Below are 16,592 nucleotides of genomic sequence, written 5' to 3' on the forward strand. Positions count from 1 at the left end.
GATGTTAAATATACCGGACATGGCCCCATGTCAAAGATAAGTTACATCATGTTCGCTATAGCGGACATGGCGTATATGATGGGAAAGCGTTCAGCGGGCGGCGGACGGTCCCCGGGCGGCGATGGCCTTGTGCGCCTTGTCCAGGAAGCCGTGGGACAGGGCGTGGTACACCGCCTCCGCCCCCATCATGCGGGCGGCGCCGCAACCGATGAGGCTGCCGGCCATGATGGGCACGGCCATGGCATGGTTACCCGTCATCTCCAGCACGATGACGAAGGCGGTGATGGGCGCCTGCACCACGCCGGCGAAATAGGCGACCATGCCCACCAGCACCGCGACCTCGGCATTGGCGCCGGGCAGCAGGTGCCCCAGTTCCGCACCCAGACCCGCGCCCACGGCCAGCGAGGGGGAGAAGATGCCGCCGGGGATGCCGCTGACGGAGGACAGGGCCGTGGCCAGCCACTTGGCCGGCCCGAAGATGGGAGAGACGGCGCCGGCGGCTTGCGGATGGGACGCCGCCTCCAGCAGGGCCTTGGCCTGGGCATAGCCGGTGCCGTAGGTGTCGCCGCCGGTGGCCAATCCCAGCAGGGCCAGCGCCAGGCCGCACAGCGCGGCGAAGGGGATGGGGTGGGCCTTGATCCAGCGCCCGGCGCGGCCGGCGTGGCCGGGCCAGTGGCCGACACCCTTGGCCATGCGGACCACCACGCGGCTGAAGGCGCCGCCGGCCAGGCCACCGATGATGCCGCACAGCGGCACCAGCGCCCAATCCTGCCAGGTGGCCATGTGTGCCGTGCTTTGCCCGAAATAGAGGTAGTCGCCCTGGATGGCCAGCGGGGCGGCACCGGCCACGGTCACGGCGGCCAGCACCAGGGCGCCGGTGCGCATATCGAAGCCGCGCCCCATCTCCTCGATGGCGAAGACGATGCCGGCCAGGGGCGTGTTGAAGGCCGCGGCCACGCCGGCGGCGCCGCCGGCCAGCAGCAGTCCGGGGAAGCGTCCGCCGAAGGTGGCGCCCACCCGGTGCATGAGCGAGGCGCCCACCTGCACCGTCGGCCCCTCGCGCCCGATGGACGCGCCGACCGCCAGCCCCACCAGGGTCAGCACGATCTTGCCCACCGCCAGGCGGATGGAGACCAGGGCGGTCCGTTCCCGCTGGTCGCGCAATTCGCGGGCGGCGATGGCCTGGGGGATGCCGCTGCCGCCGGCATTGGGGAAATAGGCCCGCGTCAGCCAGGCCGACAGCGCCAGCCCCGCGGGGGTGAGCAGCAGGGGCAGCCACGGCCGACCGGCGATGGCGCCGCCGAACAATTCCTGCGCCTTGTCCGCCAGGGCGGCGAAGACGACCGCCGCCAGGCCCACCAGCACACCGCCGCCCCAAAACACCAGCCGCCGTTGCCAGCCCTCGCGTGAAAGCCACAGGCGGCGGGTGCGTCGGTATGCTGCCAATGCCATGGGACGGGGCGCCTTCTCGGGGAATCGTATCTGGAGGGACGGTGAGGATGTCGATGCACCCTAGACCATGATCCGCTGGGGGGCGACCTGATCCTACCCTTGATAAGGTGAACGCTGGACCGTTGGCATGTCATGCCTGCGGCCTCGAGGGTGGGTGGCCATGGCAATGTCCAGGCCCGCGGTGGCGGTTTCAATTCGGCCCGATGCCAATCGGGCCCGCTGGCTGTAAGGTGCGGCGAATTGACAGACCCTCGTGCCTCCAAGGACGTGTTCGCCCATGACAGACGTGCCCGATGCCGACGAGCGCGCCCGTATGCTGCTGGCCCAGGCGCACGCGCGGCTCGACGCGGGTGATGGTGCGGGGGCGGAGGCGCTGTGCCGTGACACGCTGGCCCAGGATCCCGCCTGCGCCGCCGCCTGGAACATGCTGGGCGCCCTGTTGCTGCAGCGTCGGGATGCGACCGCGACGGAGTGCTTCGCCCGGGCCGCCCACCATGGCCCCCAAGTACTGGAGCATCACCGCAACCTCGCCGGTGCGCTTTACCAGATGGGCCGCCCGGCGGACGCGGCCACGGCACTCGGCCGCGCCCTGTCCCTGCTGGGCCCCCAGGGCGGGCTGCTGGCGGCCCTGGGCGATGCGCGGATGGCGCAGAGCGACGCGCCCGGCGCCGTCACGGCCTATCGCGCCGGGCTGGATCATCTGACGCCTGGCGCTGAGAGGATACGGGTTCAGGGCAATCTCGTGCGTGCCCTGTGCGCCTGCGGCTGGTGGGATGAGGCGGTGGCGGTGGCGCGGGAACGGACGGCGGCGGCGCCCGGCGCCCTCACCTGGTGTGACCTGGCCAATACCCTGCTGGCCGCCGGCCAGGCGGACGCGGCGGTGGAACCCGTGCTGGCCGCCGTGGCGCTGGCGCCGGACCGGGCCGATTTGCATGTCATCGCCTCCGCCGTGCTGATCGACGCCAACCGCATCGATGAGGCGGCGGCGCAGGTGGCGGCCGCCCTGGCCCTGGCGCCGGACATGGCCGAGGCTCACGCCAACCGCGGATTCATCGCGCTGCGCCGTGACGATGCCGCCGGGGCCGCCGCCGCTTTCCGCGCCGCCCTCGATGGCACACCGGCCGCCGGCGGCCTTCCCTTGGCCGCCCTGCATGAGGGCCTGGGCACGGCCCTGCTGCGCCAGGGCGACATCGCCGGCGGCGCCCCCCATTTCGCCTGGCGCTACCGCACCCCGGGGCTGGGTCCGGCGCTGGCCGGCGTCCCGGTATGGGATGGCGTGGTCCGGCCCGGTGTCGCGCTGGTGGTGACGGCAACCCAGGGACTGGGCGATGTCATGCATTTCATCCGGTATGCCCGGTTTCTGCGCCAGGCGGACATGCGGGTCATCTTCCGGGGCATGGGTGCCTTGGTGGATCTGCTGAACGCATCCGGCTTGGTGGAAGGGGCGGGGCCTTTGGCCCAGCCGCTGCCGCCGGATGCCGGCTGGGTACAGGCGGATTGCCTGGCGCTGCTGCCCCTGGCGGCGACGCCCCTGGGTTTCGCGGCCGATACCGTGCCCTATCTGGCGCCGCCGGCGGACGCCGTTCAGCGCTGGGCCGGGGTGCTGGATGGCCTGCCGGCGTTCCGCGTGGCGCTGGTGTGGGCGGGGTCGACCCGCCTGTCCTACCATCGCCACCGGGCGCCGCGCCTGGCGCCGCTGCTGCCGCTGCTGAACGATCCGGTGCTGGCGGGCCGGGTGGGCTGGGTCTGCGTCCAGACCGACGACGGGCGGCGCGACTTGGCCACGGCGGGTGCCGCCTTGGCTAAGCGGGCGGATTTCCTGGATTTGGGTGATAGGCTGCACAGCCTGGCGGATACCGCGGCCATACTGGCGCAGGCGGATCTGGTCATCGCGCTGGACACGGGCGTGGCCCACCTGGCCGGGGCCCTGGGGCGCCCGCTGTGGCTGATGCTGGATACGGGCAGCGAATGGCGCTGGTTCTCAGGGCGGGAGGACAGCCCGTGGTACCCGACCGCCCGTCTGTTCCGGCAGCGGCGCCCCGGCGATTGGCCGGGCGTGGTCGCGGATATGGCGGCGGCGTTGCGCGCCCAGGTCACGGAATAGCGGCGGGGGCCTTGATGGCCAGTCCCCGCCGCCGGAACCTTACTTGCCGTCCTTCGGCGTGCCGGTGCCGTTGAACGCTTCGGTCTTGCCGCCCATGCTGGCGCAGGTGCCGGCCTTCACGGCCTTCCAGTCCTGGCCGTCGTAATTCTTGGTGGACTGGCCGGCGCAGGAATGGCTGCCGGAGCTGTTGGCGCAGCTGTTCTGCCCGGCCTTGGAGATGCCGTAGCACTTCTCGGTGGCGTCGGCGGCGTGGGCCGGACCGGCGAACGCCGCCAGTGCCAGGGCGCCGGCCAGGGCGGCCGCGACGGTCACGGCCGTCTGCGGCGTGGCAGGAACGTCGGCGGCCTGCCGGACGGCGGACGAAACACGGGATTGAGACATGGGCCTTCCTCCTGTTGGGACCGGGTGACGGCCGTATCGGCCCCTCCGGCTAGGGGGAAGATAAGGGCAGGCGGCGATACTTGCAAAACAGCCTTTAGCGCGGATCGTGCGACAAAACGGATAGTATCGTGCGTGCAGGTCTCGAAAGACGGGAAAGCCTGAAGGATAGCCGCCCCCTATGACCGACACCTTCCAAACCGATGACCTGATCCGTTACGCCGTGGGCCTGCACAAGGCCGGCAAGCACGAGGCGGCGGAGACCATCTATCGCCAGGTCCTGGCCCGCGACCCCGGCCGGGGCGACGCCGCCCACCTGCTGGGCATGCTGCTGGCCCAGACCGGCCGCCTGAGGGAGGCGGAGGCGCACATCCGTCAGGCCCTGACGCGCTTCGACGCCATGGCCGACCTGCACGCCAGCCTGGGCCTGGTGCTGGCGGACCTGGAACGGCTGGAGGACGCGGCGGCCAGCTGGCGGCGGGCCCTGGCGCTGGCGGCACCCGGCACACCCTGGGTGCCGGAGGTTGCGGCGCGACTGGCCGCCGTGCCCGTGGTTCCCGCGCCGCCGCCGCAGGGGGATGCCGTGGCCCTGCTGGCCCTGGCGCGGCAGCGGCTGCGCGCGGACGACCTGGGTGCGGCGGAAGCCTTGTGCCGCGAAGCCCTGGCCGCCGACGGCACGTACGCCGACGCCTGGAACATGCTGGGCGTGCTGGCGCTGCAGGTGCGGGACGAAGCCGCTGTCGGGCACTTCGCGGCGGCGGTGCGGCATGCACCCCAGAACGTGGCCCACCACAGCAACCAGGCCGCCGCCCTGTATCAACTGGGTCGGCCGGCCGAGGCGGCCGAGGTGATCAACAACGCCCTGACGGTCATCGGCGCGCGCGCCAGCCTGTTGGCCCAGTTGGGTGACGCCCGCTTCGCCCAGGGCGACAGCGTCGCCGCCGCCGCCGCTTATCGGTTGGCGCTGGATTATCTGGCGCAGGAACAGGCCCGGGGGGTGATCTCCGGCATCGACGCCCCCCGCGTCCAGGGCAACCTGGCCCGGGCGTTGTGCGCCTGTGGCCTGGCGCGGGACGCGGTGGCCGTGGCGCAGGCGCGGGCGGCGGTGGTGCCGGGGGTGGACGCCTGGCGCGACCTGGCCATCACCCTGCTGGCAGCCCATGACCCGGACGCCGCGCTGGCGCCCATCCTGCGGGCGGTGGAGGCGGCGCCGGAACGGGCGGATCTGCGCGTGACCGCGGCCGCCGCCTGTATCGACGCCAACCGCCTGGACGAGGCGGCCGCCCAGGTGGCCGCCGCCCTGGATCTTGACCCCCACTCGGCCGAGGCGCACGCCAACCAGGGCTTCCTCGCGCTGCGGCGCGGGGATCCCGTGACGGCGGAATCCTGTTTCCGCACGGCGCTGGACCATCATCCGCCCACGCGTGACGCCAACATCGCCGTGCTGCACCAGGGGCTGGGCATGGCCCTGCTGCAGCAGGGGGACGTGGTGGGCGGCGCGCCCCATTTCGCCTGGCGCCGGCATATGCCCGGCCTGGGGCAGGGTTTGGCCGATGTGCCCCCCTGGGATGGCGTGGTGAGATCCGGCACCCATCTGGTCATCACCGCCACCCGGGGACATGGCGATGTGATGCAGTTCATCCGCTATGCCCGGCCGCTGCGGGCGGCGGGCATGCGGGTGGTGTTCCGGGGCATGGATATCCTGCAGGACCTGTTGGCGGCCTCCGGCCTGGTGGAGGACGTCGGCACCTTGCGCGACCCTTTGCCGTCGCCCTGGCCGGGGTACCAGTGGGTGCAGGCGGACTGCATGGACCTGCTGCCCCTGGCGGGCACGGGCCTGGGCTGGGCGGCGGACACGGTGCCCTACCTGACCCCGCCAGCCGATGCCGCCGCGCGCTGGGCCGGGGTCCTGGACACCCTGCCGCCGGTGCGGGTGGCGCTCAGCTGGGCGGGCTCGACCTTGTTTCCTTATCACCGCCACAGGGCGCCCCGCCTGGCGCCCCTGCTGCCGCTGCTGACCGATGCGCGCCTGGCCGGCCGCGTGGGCTGGGTGTCGGTGCAGACCGACGACGGCCGTCGGGATCTGGAAACGGCGGATCTGCCTCTGGCGGTGCGCGAGGACTTCCTGGACATGGGCGATGGCCTGCGCAACTTCGCCGACACCGCCGCCATCCTGGCCCAGGTGGATGTGGTCATTACCCTGGACACCGCCGTGGCCCATCTGGCCGGCGGCTTGGGCCGGCCCTTATGGCTGATGCTGGACACGGGCTCGGAATGGCGCTGGCTGACCCGACGGACGGACAGCCCCTGGTACCCCACCGCCACCCTGTTTCGCCAGGCCCGCCCCGGCGATTGGCCCGGCGTGGTCGCCGCCCTGGCGGACGCGCTGTCCGCCTATGTGGGGACGGTCCCCGGGGCAGCTTGAGCTGATGCCCAGTCTTTTGGGTTAGGGTGCCGTCTCGGCGCTTGAACCGGTCCGCCTCACCGCCAATCGTTTAAGGGGTGAGGTGGTGATGCGGGATTTGACGGACGTTTTTGACCGGACGGGGACGGTGGCGCGCCCGCCGTATCGCGGCTTGTGGGGCGAGCTCTGGTCGCTGCCCAGCTATCGTCCCGCGCCGCCGCCGCCCCTGCCGGCCGGCGACCGCACCGTCCTGGTCATACCCGCCTTCCTGACCGCCGATCCCTTCACCCGGCCTCTGCGCACGTTCCTGGCCCGGTGCGGCCATGCGCCCCAGACCTGGGGGCTGGGCGTCAACTGGGGGCCGACCGCGCCGGCGCGTGCCGGCCTGCGCCAACGACTGGATGAGCTGTGCTCCGAGACGGGCACGACCATCGATGTGGTGGGCATCAGCCTGGGCGGCCTGCTGGCCCGGGACCTGGCGCAGCACAGGCCGGACCAGGTGCGCCGCGTGGTCACCATTGGCAGCCCGGTGCGCCTGCCCACGGCCACGCCCCTGGAACCCCTGATCCGCCTGATCGCCCGCCATTATCCCGAGGATCTGGAGCCAGGGCGGCTGTCCCAGCCCCTGCCCATGCCCACCACCGCCATCTACAGCCGCGACGACGGTGTCGTCGCCTGGCAAAGCTGCTGGGTGACGGAACCGCAAGGCCGGGTGGTCGCCGTGAATGGCGCCCATGTCACCATGTGCCGTAATCCGGACGTGCTGCGCGCCGTGGCGGAGGCGCTGACCTGATCCCGTGCCGCGGCACCGGTTCTGAACCGCCCGGTCAGGACGCCGCGTCGTCGCGGAAGATCATCTCGATGGGCAGGCCGAACAGGCGCCCTATCTTGAAGGCCAGGGGCAGCGAGGGGTCGTAGCGCCCCGTCTCCAGCGCATTGACCGTCTGGCGCGACACGTCCAGCCGGCGGGCCAGGTCCGCCTGGGTCCAGCCATAGCGGGCGCGCATTTCACGCAGGCGGTTGTTCATGCGGGCGGCCCCTTGTGATGGCGGGTGGCGGCATCACTCCTCGTCATTCTCATCCCCCTCCGGCATCTGCAACCATCGGCCCAGGAATTGGCCGACAACCAGCAGCAGCACCATCAGCGGCCACACCGTGAACATGGACAGGCGCGGGAAGCCCGCGACCTCCAGAAAGCCGTAGGTGAAGGTCAGCAGGGCGGTCCCGGCGAAGGCGAAGCCGATGGCGATCAGCTGCACCCGTCCCTCTTCCGGCCCGCTGCGGCGCAGGTGGCGCACCACGGCCCACCAGATGCCGGCACAGGCCACCATGGGGGCGAAGGCCACCACGGTACGGGTGCCGCCCTGGACCCAGCCGTTGTTCAGGGCCATGAGGGCGAGGGTCATCAGCAGGCCATAGGCCAGCAGGGCGACGACGAATTCGATGAGATAGCGTTTGCCGGGCATGGGTGGGATCCGTTAGGCGGGCGGGGGCTATCCCCCGGAGAATACAGACAGCTTGCTCACCCAGACAAGTATGCGCGACATGGCGACGTCGTTGCCGTGGCGTCGGTGTCACGCGGCGGTGATCAGGGGGTTCAGGGCGTCCAGCCGGTCGGCCAGGGGGCCGTCGCGCCGGATCAGCATGCGGATTTGCACGCGCGCCAGCGCGAAGGGCAGGGGCGCCAACTCGCCCGCCAAATGCAGCGCCTCCAGCAGATGCAGTCCGTTGCGGTGAACCAGGACGCAGAAGTCTGCCCGGCCGTAGCGCACGCGCTGCAGCATGCCCTCCGTCGTGCCGCTGCGTTCCAGGTTCAGGCCCCGTGTCTCCAGCGCGTCCATCTCGGCGCCATACGCGCTGCCCAGCGGGGCCACGCCCGCACGGCCGAACAAATCGGCAACGGTATGGTAGCGCCCCACATCGGTACTGCGCACAAAGGCGCGCACGTCGTCACTGGCATAAGGGGCGGTATAAAGCATGCGGTCCGTCCGCTCGGCGTTCCACAGGGCGGAGACCAGCAGGTCCACCCGGCCGTGCTCCAGCGCCGCCAGCGCCCTTTGCCAGCGGCCGAACGCCATGGGCACGGCCGCCAGCCCCAGGTGGCCCAGGGCGGCCTGCGCCTTTTCGACACCCAGGCCGCGCAGCCGGTCCCCCTCCTCCCAGCTATAGGGGAACCACGCCGGGTTCCCGCCGATGCGGATGCCGGGCGTTTGCGCGTCAGTCCGCCGCGCGGCCGTGGCCCAGAGCGCGGCGGCGCCCAGGACGCCGCCTAGTACCCCGCGTCGCGTGATCACGCCGGCGGCGGTGTCGTTCGCACCGGTTGCCGTTATCCTCATTTGCCCCATCCGGTCCCACCCACCCGGACCGGCCGCCCGCCGGCCCCACCGTTGGCGGCGGTATTCGTTCCCGCGCAGGATGGCAAAGGATGGTCGGGCTGTCGCCAAGGTTCTCGGCCCGTCAGCAATCTTTCATGGGCGTCTTCGAACGCGGATCGGTGGTCGCCGCAAAAGCGAACCCCCGGATGTGGGGCATCCGGGGGCGGTCTTACGGGAACATGTCGTCCACGGCGCTCTGGCTCAGCTTGCCGTCGCTGCTGGGTGGCTCCGGCGCCTTTGCCGGCTTGGGTGGCGGGGGCGGGGGCGCCACCGGTGGCGGTGCCGCGACCGGGGCGGGCGGCGGCGGTGGAGGTGGCGGGGGGGCGGCAACCGGGGCGAAGCCACCGCCGTCCATCAGGGCGTCGACCATGTTCTGGTCGATGCCGCCGCGCAGGGCGGGGCCGTGCATCAGGTGGGAATCGGGCCGGACATCCTGCGGGTCGTCCATGATGGCCTCGGCCGCTTCGGTTTCCAGGCCCCAGATTTCGATCATGGTGTGCACCCGGCGCTCGATATAGCGCATGGTGTTCACGACCTTGGTCATGCGCTGGCCGGTGATGTCCTGGAAGCTGCACGCGGTCATGATCTCCATGACCTCGTTGTCCAATTCGCTGGCTACGGCCGGCGACTCGCCGCGCAGGCGGTCGGCCACCGACTGGATGCGCTCTGCCCCGTTCAGGATCTCGGTGGTGGCGTGCTCGGTCGCCTGCAGGATCGCGTCCAGTTCCTCGGTCGCCAGCATGATGCGATTGGCGGAGGGGTCGTCCGGCTTCAGGGCCGCGATCTCACGCCGGGTCTGGGCGATATGCGACGCCATTTCCTGCAGTTCCCGCCGCAGGATACGGATGTGGGCGCCGGAACTGTCGACCTCGCCCCCCGTCTTGGCTTCCTTCAACAGGCGGCGCACGTCGTCGATGGCGACGACGCGGCCCCGGCGGTCCCGCATGCGCAGAAAGGCACGCCCGCGCGCCGTGGACTGCAGCGCGTCCTCGATACGGGCGTATTCCTCGTCAGACAGGTCGGAAAAGAAATCCGACACAGGCATCACCCCAGCGCGCCGATGACGCTCTCGATCTTTTTCTTCAGCGTGTCGGCGTTAAAAGGTTTCACGATGTAGTTGTTGACGCCGGCTTCCTTGGCGGCAACGACGTTCTCGGTCTTGGACTCCGCGGTCACCATGATGAAGGGCGTGCCCTTCAGGCGAACGTCCGCGCGCACCTCCTTAAGGAGTTGAAGGCCGGTCATCGGCTCCATGTTCCAGTCCGAGATGACCAGGCCGAAGGTGGACGCGCGCAGCTTGGCCAACGCCTCGGCGCCGTCGGCGGCCTCGTCGATCTTGGTGAAGCCGATCTGCGTGAGCAGGTTCCTGATGATGCGCCGCATCGTCGCGTAATCGTCGACGACGAGGACCTGGATATTCAAGGACACGCAAACCCCCAAGTGCCAAAAGTTGAGCGGAGGATGGAAACAGGGCGCGGGAGAGTGCCCCCTCCGATCCGGTGGCCGGTCAGGAAATCCTGCCGGGTGGGCGTTCTGCCCGTTCCGGGACATGAAAACACTCCCCGGCGCGTCCCTTCTGAACGGCGCCGCGCGGCACTTTGGAAGGCGCCCAAACGGTTGTCAAGCATCGCCCCGGGATAGCTTGTCTCTTTGCCGGAATCACCAATAGCCGACCCCAAGGGCTTGAGCGCCCTGCAACTCCCGGGCGCTCTCAGGGGTGCTGGACCAAGGCCAGGATGCGGTCGCACGCCTCGGTGATCGCGGTGTTGGTGTCGAGACGGGTGGCCACCTCGGCACAGCGCCGTTTCATCGCCCCGTCGTTGGTCAGGCGTTCCAAGGCCGCCGCCACGGTGGCGGGGCGGTAGTGGCGCATGGCGATCCGCATGCCTACACCCAGGGCCACGGCGCGGGCGGCGTTGTCGAACTGGTCATGGGCCATGGGACGGATCAACTGGGGCAGGCCGGCCGCCAGGGCCTGGCTGGTGGTGCCGATGCCGCCATGGTGGACGAAGGCGGCGCAGCGGGGCAGCAGGCGGCTGAAGGGCGCGTAATCCACCCGGATCATGCCGGGCGGCAGCGGGTCGGGCACCTGGTCGGGATGACGGGTCAGCAACACGCCGCGACGGTTCGACAGGCGACAGGCCGCCACCGAGGCGGTGAAGAAGTCCAGCGCCCGGGCCGTGGCGGTGCCCGAGGTGAAGGCCACGGGTGGCGGACCGTCGGCCAGGAAAGCCTCCAGCGCCGGTGGCAGGACCGTGCCGGGCGCGCTGTCGTACAAGGGGAAACCGGGCAAGGCCAGGCCGGCGGGCCAATCCGGCTGGCGCGGCGCGAACCAGTCCGGAAACAGCCCGATGACCAGGTCGGCCTGGTTCAGCCAGTCGTGCATGGGCCGGCGTACCGGCGGCAGGCCCACCGCCCGGCGATGGCGATTCAGCGCCGTGCCCAGGGTGGGCGCCACCACCAGATCGTCGATCAGGCGCCAGAACAACCGCTTCAGCCAGCGCGGTGCGCGAGCGCCAGGCACGGGGCCGCCGTGGCGGGGCGGGGCATGCAGGGTGCGCAGGACATTGGGCGCCAGGTGGACGGTGACGGTGGGCAGGCCGTGGCGCTCCGCCAGCGACCGGGTGACGAAGGCCAGCGTGCTGCCCACCACCAGGGTCCGCCCCGGCACCACGGCGGCGTCCAGGGCGGCCCAGGCCATCTCACCCACCTGCTCCATGGCCTGGGCCATGACGCGCAATGATCGGGTGGGATGGTTCAGGTCGGGGTGGCGCAGCAGGCTGCCGTAGAATTCCGCGCTGCCCAAGGCGGTGAAGGGCAGGCCCACCTGGCGTGCCAGCGGCTCGAACACCGCGATGGCGAAAAGGTGGGGCTCATGCCCCCGCCGCCGCAATTCCGCGCCCAGGGCGATGAAGGGCAGCACGTCCCCATGCGATCCGGCGGCGACGATCAGGATTCTCACGGGATGCCAACGCCCTTATCCACGACGATCACCTGGGCTTACCTTGGCGGCGGCGTGGCGGCAAGGGGCGCCTGGGTTCTTTGTCCGCCGGCGTATAAGGGCGGCTGGCCGTTGCCTGGACCCCCGCCCGGGCGCTAGGGTCCCAGCCCACCCCGTTCCTGTTGAAAGGGCTACCCGCCCATGCGCCGTGCCGTCCTTATCGCAGCCCTGCTGCTGTCGCCCGCCGCCCTGGCCCAATCGGCGCCCGCGTCCAAGCCGGCCGCATCCAAGCCTGCGGCCAACTTGCCCGCGGGGGGGCTGCCCAAGATGGGCGGCGACTACCAGGCGGCGGAGGCCTTGACGGTCAACGGCGTGCGCCAGGACCTGCGCGTCTTCCATGACCAGGGGCGGGAACGGCGCGAGATGAGGGAGGGGGAGCTCAGCACCATCCTCATCCTGCGTCCCGATCGCGATACCGCCTTCGTGCTGCAGCCGGAGTCGCACATGGCGGCCCCCCTGTCTCCCCAGGATCCGGAGGCGGCCCCCGACCTGACCCGCCTTTCACAGCTGGATGCCGAGGCGCTGGGCCGGGACACGCTGGGGGGTGAGGCGGTGGTCCGCTACCGCGTCATCGACACCTATGACCAGGGCGGCGGCTTCGAGGGCCAGGTCTGGTCCACGGTGGACGGCATCTACATGCGGGTCGAGGGCACGGCCAACGACGGCAACGGCCCCGTCACCATTCGCCTGGACCTGGCCGACCTGAAGCGCGGCCGACAGGACGGGGCCCTTTTCGAGTTGCCTAAGGGCTACACCATGATGAACTTCGGCCCAATCGACGCGCCCGTTCCGGAAGGCTTGCGCGGGGATACGCCCAAGCCGTAATCCTTATCCCCGCGGGTGGGCCCCTGGGGTGGCCCTATCGGGTGGGGGAAGCCACCGTCCAGGACAAAACAACCGGCACCGTCCGGCGTTCGACCTTGATCTCAAGGGCGGCGGGAGGGGCGGCCGGCTTCGCAGGAGCGGTTTGATGCGCGGGCACAGCTTTATCTATTCCACCCTGCTGGCGGCGACGCTGGCCCTTCCGTTCGCGGCCGGCACCGCCCAGGCGCAGGTGCCGCTGAACGCCCGCCCCGCGATTGGCGGCCAGGTCGACGCCCAGCACCAGTTCATCCTGGATTATGCCAAGCAGCCCGGCGTGGAAATGTCGACCAACGGCGTCGCCTATCGTTTCCTCCGCAAGAAGGAGCCGGCGGTCGGCCAGCAGCCCAACCCCAGCAACCGCATCCGGGTGCATTACGAGGGCAGGCTGACCGACGGTACCGTCTTTGACAGCTCATACCAGCGGGATGAGACGGCCGTCATGTCCCTGGAAAAGGTGGTGAAGGGCTGGGTCGAGGTGATCCCGCGCATGCATGTCGGCGACAAGATCGAAATGGTCATCCCGGCAGAGATGGGCTACGGCCAAAAGGGCTCGGGTGACGGTGTCATCCCCGCCGGCGCCACCCTGATCTTCAAGGTCGAGTTGTTCGAGGTCATGCCGGGCGAACTGCGCAGCAAAGGCGCCGGCTGATCGGGCGCGCGATCGTCCCGGGGGCTTGCGCGCCGGGCGTCGCCGCCTAAAGACTCTTGCGTTGTTGCGCCTAACCCCGTCACATCTTGGGGCGTATGCCGTTCGGGGAGCCCCGCCGGTACCGAGGGAACAGGCACAGGCAACGTTTTGGGATCAGTCGCCGTCGTGAGCGTAGGGACGACCGCCATGGGGTGGGGGCGAGTGCAGCGCCGGCTGGCGGCCGCCTTGCTCTGCGTTCTGGTCTGGCTTGGCGCCCTGCCGGCGCCCGCGGCGGCGCAGGAATACGCCTTCCGCTCCTACACCCAGGAAGACGGCCTCGCCAACTTGTCCATCACCGCCCTGGCGCAAGACGCCATGGGCTTCCTCTGGGTGGGGACGGAGAACGGACTCTATCGTTTCGATGGCGGAAAGTTCCAGCGCTTCGGTCCCGTCGAGGGGTTGAAGGAACCCTACGTCAGCGCGATCCATGTGACGCCGTCGGGCGTGCTGTGGGTGGGTACCACCGGCGGCCTGTACCGCTGGGACGGCCGCACCTTCGCCCCCGTGTCCCAGGACGGGCGGCCTGTGCCCGTATGGCAGGGCCAGAAGCTGGCATCGCTGGATGCGGGCCACCTGCTGGTGGTGGGCCGCGAGGACCTGCTGGTGGTGGAGGCGCACAGGGCCGAGGCCGCGCCGGGCGCCACCGCCGCCGTCGCCTGGGTCGCCCGCCCTTATTTCACGCCGGACCAGAAGGCCGCCCAGCCGGCGCTCAACCGAATCCAGAGCGTGCGGGTGTTCGGTGTGGGCGAGCAGGGCGGCGGCGACATATGGCTGGGCTGCGGCCAGGCGCTCTGCGAGGCTCGCCAAGGCCGGCTGAAGCTGTGGGGGCCCGACCAGGGCGTCGCTCCCGATCGCTGGGGCAACGTGCTGCGCGATGTCGACGGCACGTTGTGGGCGCGTGGTGAACACCAGGTGCTGGCGCTGGCGCCGACGGCGGCCCAGGGCGATGGCGGGCGCTTCACGGCGCAGCTGCCGCTGCCCTCGACCCGCACCAACGTCCGGGTGTTCCTGCCCCTGCTGCAGGATATGGATCGCAGCATCGTCACCTTCGGCGACCAGGGCCTGCTGCGCCTGGCGCACCCTGGCAATGGACAAGCACCGGGCCGCTGGGAGCAGCTGGGCGACGCCAATGGACTGCCGGCGCGGGAGGTCAGCGCCCTGTTGGTCGATCACGACGGCGACCTGTGGGTGGGATCGGCCGGCTTGGGCCTGACCCACTGGGTCGGCTATCGCAGTTGGGCCAATTGGACGGCGCGCCAGGGGTTGATCCATGAATCCGTCTGGTCCTTCCGCCGTGACGGCGCCGGACGCCTGGTCATCGGCACCGACGGTGGCCTGGCCCGGCTGGAAGAGGGGGGCGATACTCCCCCGCACATCATTCCGGCGCCCGGCGGCCAGCCCGTTCTGAACCATCAGGTCGGCAGCCTGACGTTGGACAAGTCCGGGCGCCTGTGGGGCGGCACCTTCTCGGGCCTGCTGTTCTACCAGGATCCGGGGAAGGACGGGGCGCCGCCCCCGGCGGCCGTGGTCGTGGCCCACCTGCCCCTGATCTTCCAGGTCTTTGTCGATGCGCAGGGCCGGCTGTGGGTCATGACCCGGAAGAAGGGCCTCTACATCATCGACAAGCCGGAAGGCCCGAACCCCCAGGCGGCGCCCCTGGGTGCGGCCCTGCCCATTCCGCCCGACAGCTCGGTTTCCAGCGCCTGCCAGGCGCCCTCCGGTACCCTGTGGTTCGCGACGGAAGCCGGCCTGCTGCGCTTTGGCGAGGGCAAATGGACGGCGCCGGCCATCACCGGCGTCCCCCCGGTCACGCGCTTCAACGTCATCGCCTGCGCCCGTGACGGCAGCCTGTGGCTGGGCGGGGAGACCGTCCGCCTGGCCCATGTGCAGGAGCCACCAGGCAACGCGCCGGGCACCGGCACCGGCGTCCTGCAGCCTGTGGGCGACGTGACCGGGGATCTGGTGGGCGACCGCCAGGTGCTGGGGCTCCTGGAGGACCGGCGCGGCTGGATGTGGCTGGCCACCGACAGCGGCGTGCTGGTGTGGAGCGCCGGCGCCCTGCGCCAATACAGCCACGACACCGGCCTGGTGTGGAACGACTGCAACCAGAGCGCCCTGATCGAGGATGATGACGGAACCCTGTGGGTGGGCACCAGCAAGGGCCTGACCCACATCACGCGGCCGGACCTGCTGTTCAACCGGCCGGCGCTGGTGACGCGGGTGACGGGCATAGAACGCAACGGCATGGCCTTGCCCACGGATGGCAATTTCGAATTGCCCTGGGACACGGCCCCCCTGACCTTCCACCTGACCACGCCCAGCTTCCGCAGTCGCGGCGGGCAAATCTACCGCTATCGCCTGAACGGCCTGGAAAGCGACTGGAACGTGACGGCGGCGGAGGAAATCCGCTACTCCGCCCTGCCGTCGGGGATGTACGAGCTGGAGGTCGTGGCCCGCAACACGGCGTTGCAAGCCATGGCCCCCTCCATCCTGGTGCCTTTCAGCATCCGGCCACCTTGGTGGCAGACCAAGTTGTTCTTCGCCGGCTGCGCCCTGTCCGTGGTGGCGGTCGGTATCGCCATCTACCGCTGGCGCTCCCATGCCGACATGGAACGGCGGCGCACCCTGGAAATCCTGGTGGAGGCGCGGACCCGGGAGTTGGAAGCCTCGCGTGAGCAGCTGCGCCAGTTGGCCATGTACGACAGCCTGACCCATCTGTGGAACCGCCGCGCCATTCTGGATTTGCTGGAGTTGGAGCTGGCGCGGCGGCGTGAGGACGCATCGCTGACCGTGGTGCTGGCCGACGTCGACCACTTCAAGCGCATCAATGACACCCATGGCCATCCCGCGGGCGACGCCGTGCTGGTCGAGGTGTCGCGCCGTCTGTCCGCCGCCGTGCGCAGCTACGACGCGGTTGGTCGCTACGGTGGCGAGGAATTCCTGATCCTGTTGCCCGGCCTGGGGCGGGACGACTGTGGGGACGTGTTGCACCGCCTGCATGGTGCCATATCCCTCACCCCCATTGCCTTGGCCCCCATCGCCGCAGGTGACGTGCCTGCTGGCGTGGTCCAGGCCCATGAGGAAGGGCGGCCTGAGGCCGCGCCGGATGTGCACATCGACGCCTTTGGCGTGGGCGTGACGGTGACCTGTAGCTTTGGCGTGATCTCCGTCGGGCCAACCTCCAGCCATGGGTCGACGGGGGTGCCGCCGCTGGCGGAAATCATCAAGCGGGCGGACCAGGCCCTGTATCGGGCCAAGCACCTGGGTCGCAACCGGGTGGAGTACGCGACCGGAACGTGACCGGCCCGCACGTGTGAAGATGGGGC

Annotated in this window: 14 protein-coding genes; 6 read left to right on the forward strand and 8 right to left on the reverse strand. The window is 70.4% G+C overall.

Features of this window, described 5'->3' with window-relative positions; translation table 11 throughout:
• Nucleotides 1-90: 90 nt before the first annotated feature.
• Nucleotides 91-1,452: a chloride channel protein gene (locus FBZ89_RS11575; RefSeq protein WP_145750152.1), complete on the reverse strand. Its 1,362-nt coding sequence runs from the start codon at nucleotides 1,450-1,452 to the stop codon at nucleotides 91-93.
• A 277-nt stretch (nucleotides 1,453-1,729) separates the two neighbouring features.
• On the opposite strand from FBZ89_RS11575, the gene FBZ89_RS11580 reads away from it, so the two are divergent.
• Nucleotides 1,730-3,556: a tetratricopeptide repeat protein gene (locus FBZ89_RS11580; RefSeq protein ID WP_145750153.1), complete on the forward strand. Its 1,827-nt coding sequence runs from the start codon at nucleotides 1,730-1,732 to the stop codon at nucleotides 3,554-3,556.
• Nucleotides 3,557-3,595: 39 nt separating this feature from the next.
• Here the strand turns inward: FBZ89_RS11580 and FBZ89_RS11585 are convergent, their stop codons facing one another.
• Nucleotides 3,596-3,937: a BufA1 family periplasmic bufferin-type metallophore gene (locus tag FBZ89_RS11585; RefSeq protein WP_145750154.1), complete on the reverse strand. Its 342-nt coding sequence runs from the start codon at nucleotides 3,935-3,937 to the stop codon at nucleotides 3,596-3,598.
• A 178-nt stretch (nucleotides 3,938-4,115) separates the two neighbouring features.
• Here FBZ89_RS11585 and FBZ89_RS31925 point away from each other — a divergent pair, with 178 nt between their 5' ends.
• Together FBZ89_RS31925 and FBZ89_RS11595 are read left to right on the forward strand one after the other, a co-directional pair.
• A complete protein-coding gene (locus tag FBZ89_RS31925; RefSeq protein WP_145750155.1) occupies nucleotides 4,116-6,359 on the forward strand; it encodes a tetratricopeptide repeat protein in 2,244 nt (747 codons plus the stop codon).
• Nucleotides 6,360-6,447: 88 nt separating this feature from the next.
• Nucleotides 6,448-7,131 carry an alpha/beta hydrolase gene (locus FBZ89_RS11595; protein WP_145750156.1) on the forward strand — a complete coding sequence of 228 codons (684 nt, stop codon included), beginning with the start codon at nucleotides 6,448-6,450 and terminating at the stop codon, nucleotides 7,129-7,131.
• Between the two features lie 34 nt (nucleotides 7,132-7,165).
• On the opposite strand, the gene FBZ89_RS11600 is transcribed toward FBZ89_RS11595, so the two are convergent.
• The 6 genes from FBZ89_RS11600 to FBZ89_RS11625 form a co-directional block, all read right to left on the reverse strand.
• Entirely contained in the window at nucleotides 7,166-7,366 is a 201-nt protein-coding gene (locus FBZ89_RS11600; protein WP_040845296.1) for a helix-turn-helix transcriptional regulator, read from the reverse strand.
• Between the two features lie 33 nt (nucleotides 7,367-7,399).
• Nucleotides 7,400-7,804: a hypothetical protein gene (locus tag FBZ89_RS11605; protein WP_186457309.1), complete on the reverse strand. Its 405-nt coding sequence runs from the start codon at nucleotides 7,802-7,804 to the stop codon at nucleotides 7,400-7,402.
• A gap of 108 nt (nucleotides 7,805-7,912) precedes the next feature.
• Entirely contained in the window at nucleotides 7,913-8,674 is a 762-nt protein-coding gene (locus FBZ89_RS11610; RefSeq protein ID WP_186457310.1) for a substrate-binding periplasmic protein, read from the reverse strand.
• A 208-nt stretch (nucleotides 8,675-8,882) separates the two neighbouring features.
• Nucleotides 8,883-9,758 (reverse strand): protein phosphatase CheZ, encoded by an 876-nt coding sequence (locus FBZ89_RS11615; protein WP_186457311.1) that lies wholly within the window; start codon nucleotides 9,756-9,758, stop codon nucleotides 8,883-8,885.
• Complete coding sequence (locus FBZ89_RS11620; protein ID WP_040842469.1) at nucleotides 9,758-10,129, reverse strand: chemotaxis response regulator CheY; 372 nt, start codon at nucleotides 10,127-10,129, stop codon at nucleotides 9,758-9,760. The genes FBZ89_RS11615 and FBZ89_RS11620 overlap by 1 nt, the downstream gene beginning before the upstream one ends.
• Before the next feature lie 295 nt (nucleotides 10,130-10,424).
• On the reverse strand, nucleotides 10,425-11,675 hold the full coding sequence (locus tag FBZ89_RS11625) for a glycosyltransferase (RefSeq protein WP_145750158.1): 1,251 nt from the start codon (nucleotides 11,673-11,675) through the stop codon (nucleotides 10,425-10,427).
• Nucleotides 11,676-11,855: 180 nt separating this feature from the next.
• Between FBZ89_RS11625 and FBZ89_RS11630 the strand changes: the two genes are divergently transcribed.
• The 3 genes from FBZ89_RS11630 to FBZ89_RS11640 all read left to right on the forward strand — a co-directional run bounded on the left by FBZ89_RS11630 (nucleotide 11,856) and on the right by FBZ89_RS11640 (nucleotide 16,566).
• Nucleotides 11,856-12,539: a hypothetical protein gene (locus tag FBZ89_RS11630; protein ID WP_145750159.1), complete on the forward strand. Its 684-nt coding sequence runs from the start codon at nucleotides 11,856-11,858 to the stop codon at nucleotides 12,537-12,539.
• Nucleotides 12,540-12,684: 145 nt separating this feature from the next.
• Nucleotides 12,685-13,227, forward strand: coding sequence for an FKBP-type peptidyl-prolyl cis-trans isomerase (locus FBZ89_RS11635; RefSeq protein WP_145750160.1), 543 nt, complete (start codon nucleotides 12,685-12,687; stop codon nucleotides 13,225-13,227).
• Nucleotides 13,228-13,413: 186 nt separating this feature from the next.
• Nucleotides 13,414-16,566: a ligand-binding sensor domain-containing diguanylate cyclase gene (locus FBZ89_RS11640; protein ID WP_145750161.1), complete on the forward strand. Its 3,153-nt coding sequence runs from the start codon at nucleotides 13,414-13,416 to the stop codon at nucleotides 16,564-16,566.
• The last annotated feature ends 26 nt before the right edge of the window (nucleotides 16,567-16,592 follow it).

Origin of the sequence: Nitrospirillum amazonense (genome assembly GCF_007828045.1) — a bacterium.
Lineage (GTDB): Bacteria > Pseudomonadota > Alphaproteobacteria > Azospirillales > Azospirillaceae > Nitrospirillum > Nitrospirillum amazonense_C.